1 protein-coding gene is annotated in these 909 nt (G+C 38.3%); it reads right to left on the bottom strand.

Annotated elements, in window-relative coordinates; translation table 11 throughout:
* Positions 1–909, bottom strand: a 909-nt coding sequence (locus tag JXQ92_RS19280) for an Ig-like domain-containing protein (RefSeq protein ID WP_421988286.1), incomplete at both ends; no start/stop codon positions are given.

Below are 909 nucleotides of genomic sequence, written 5' to 3'. Positions count from 1 at the left end.
TTCGAACAACTATCTCGTCCAAAAGAAACATGTCACGTTTTCTGTAAATCCGCACTATCCCATCAAAAATCCTGACATTCTCACTGAAATGAATAAAAATATCACTGCCTGGAAATATAAATCCACCATCTTGTGGAGTGAACTTTACAATGGTTGGAGCAGCACTCCCATCGGTTAAAGCAAAATCCCAAGGTGTTAAATCAAACAAGTCTCCTATCGGATTACCCGATACATCCGTTATAGCGCTTTCTGACATTGTTACCGAATACCCAACATCGTATGAAAGCTTATTATCCAAACGGATTGTTAGCGCATTACCATCTATTTTGACAAGACTACTCCCTATGTTAATTTCTGTCACAGTTCCAAACGAATTAGAAAACTTAACAACGCCAACTCCTTTTACTATCGGCTGATCGAACTCAACAGTTATCGTACTTTCTCGATCAAAAATTACACCCCCACTCTCAGGTATATATGAACTAATCTTTGGACTCGTATTATCGGTTTCTTTCAGTGTGAAATTCCATGTATCATTATCAAATAATTCACCAATACTATTGCCTGAAGGATCATTTAAAGCACCTTCTGAGAATTGCACAATCAATACTTCATCTAAAGGCAAAGACAATGGTGGAGTAATAGTAAGTTGGTTTAAAGATACTGAAACAGCGCTTCCGGAGACATCTAACGTAGCCAACTCTGACAAATCACTCTTTTTAAGAAATTGAACCTCGCCACTACCAATTGAAATTAGTTGATTGAAAGCTACCCTTAGGTTTTCTCCTACTTCAATGGTGCCCCCATCTAGTGGGTTCAATGAAGCAATTTCTAGCTCATCTCCATCTCCTTCAATTGCAGTCACATTCCATGTATCTATATCGAAGAGTCCTTCTACATGTTTACCTG

This window comes from Roseivirga sp., from assembly GCF_049099775.1.
Classification (GTDB): Bacteria; Bacteroidota; Bacteroidia; order Cytophagales; family Cyclobacteriaceae; genus Roseivirga.
Note: the sequence above shows the minus strand (reverse complement) of the source record. Positions and strands in the feature narration are given on the sequence as shown.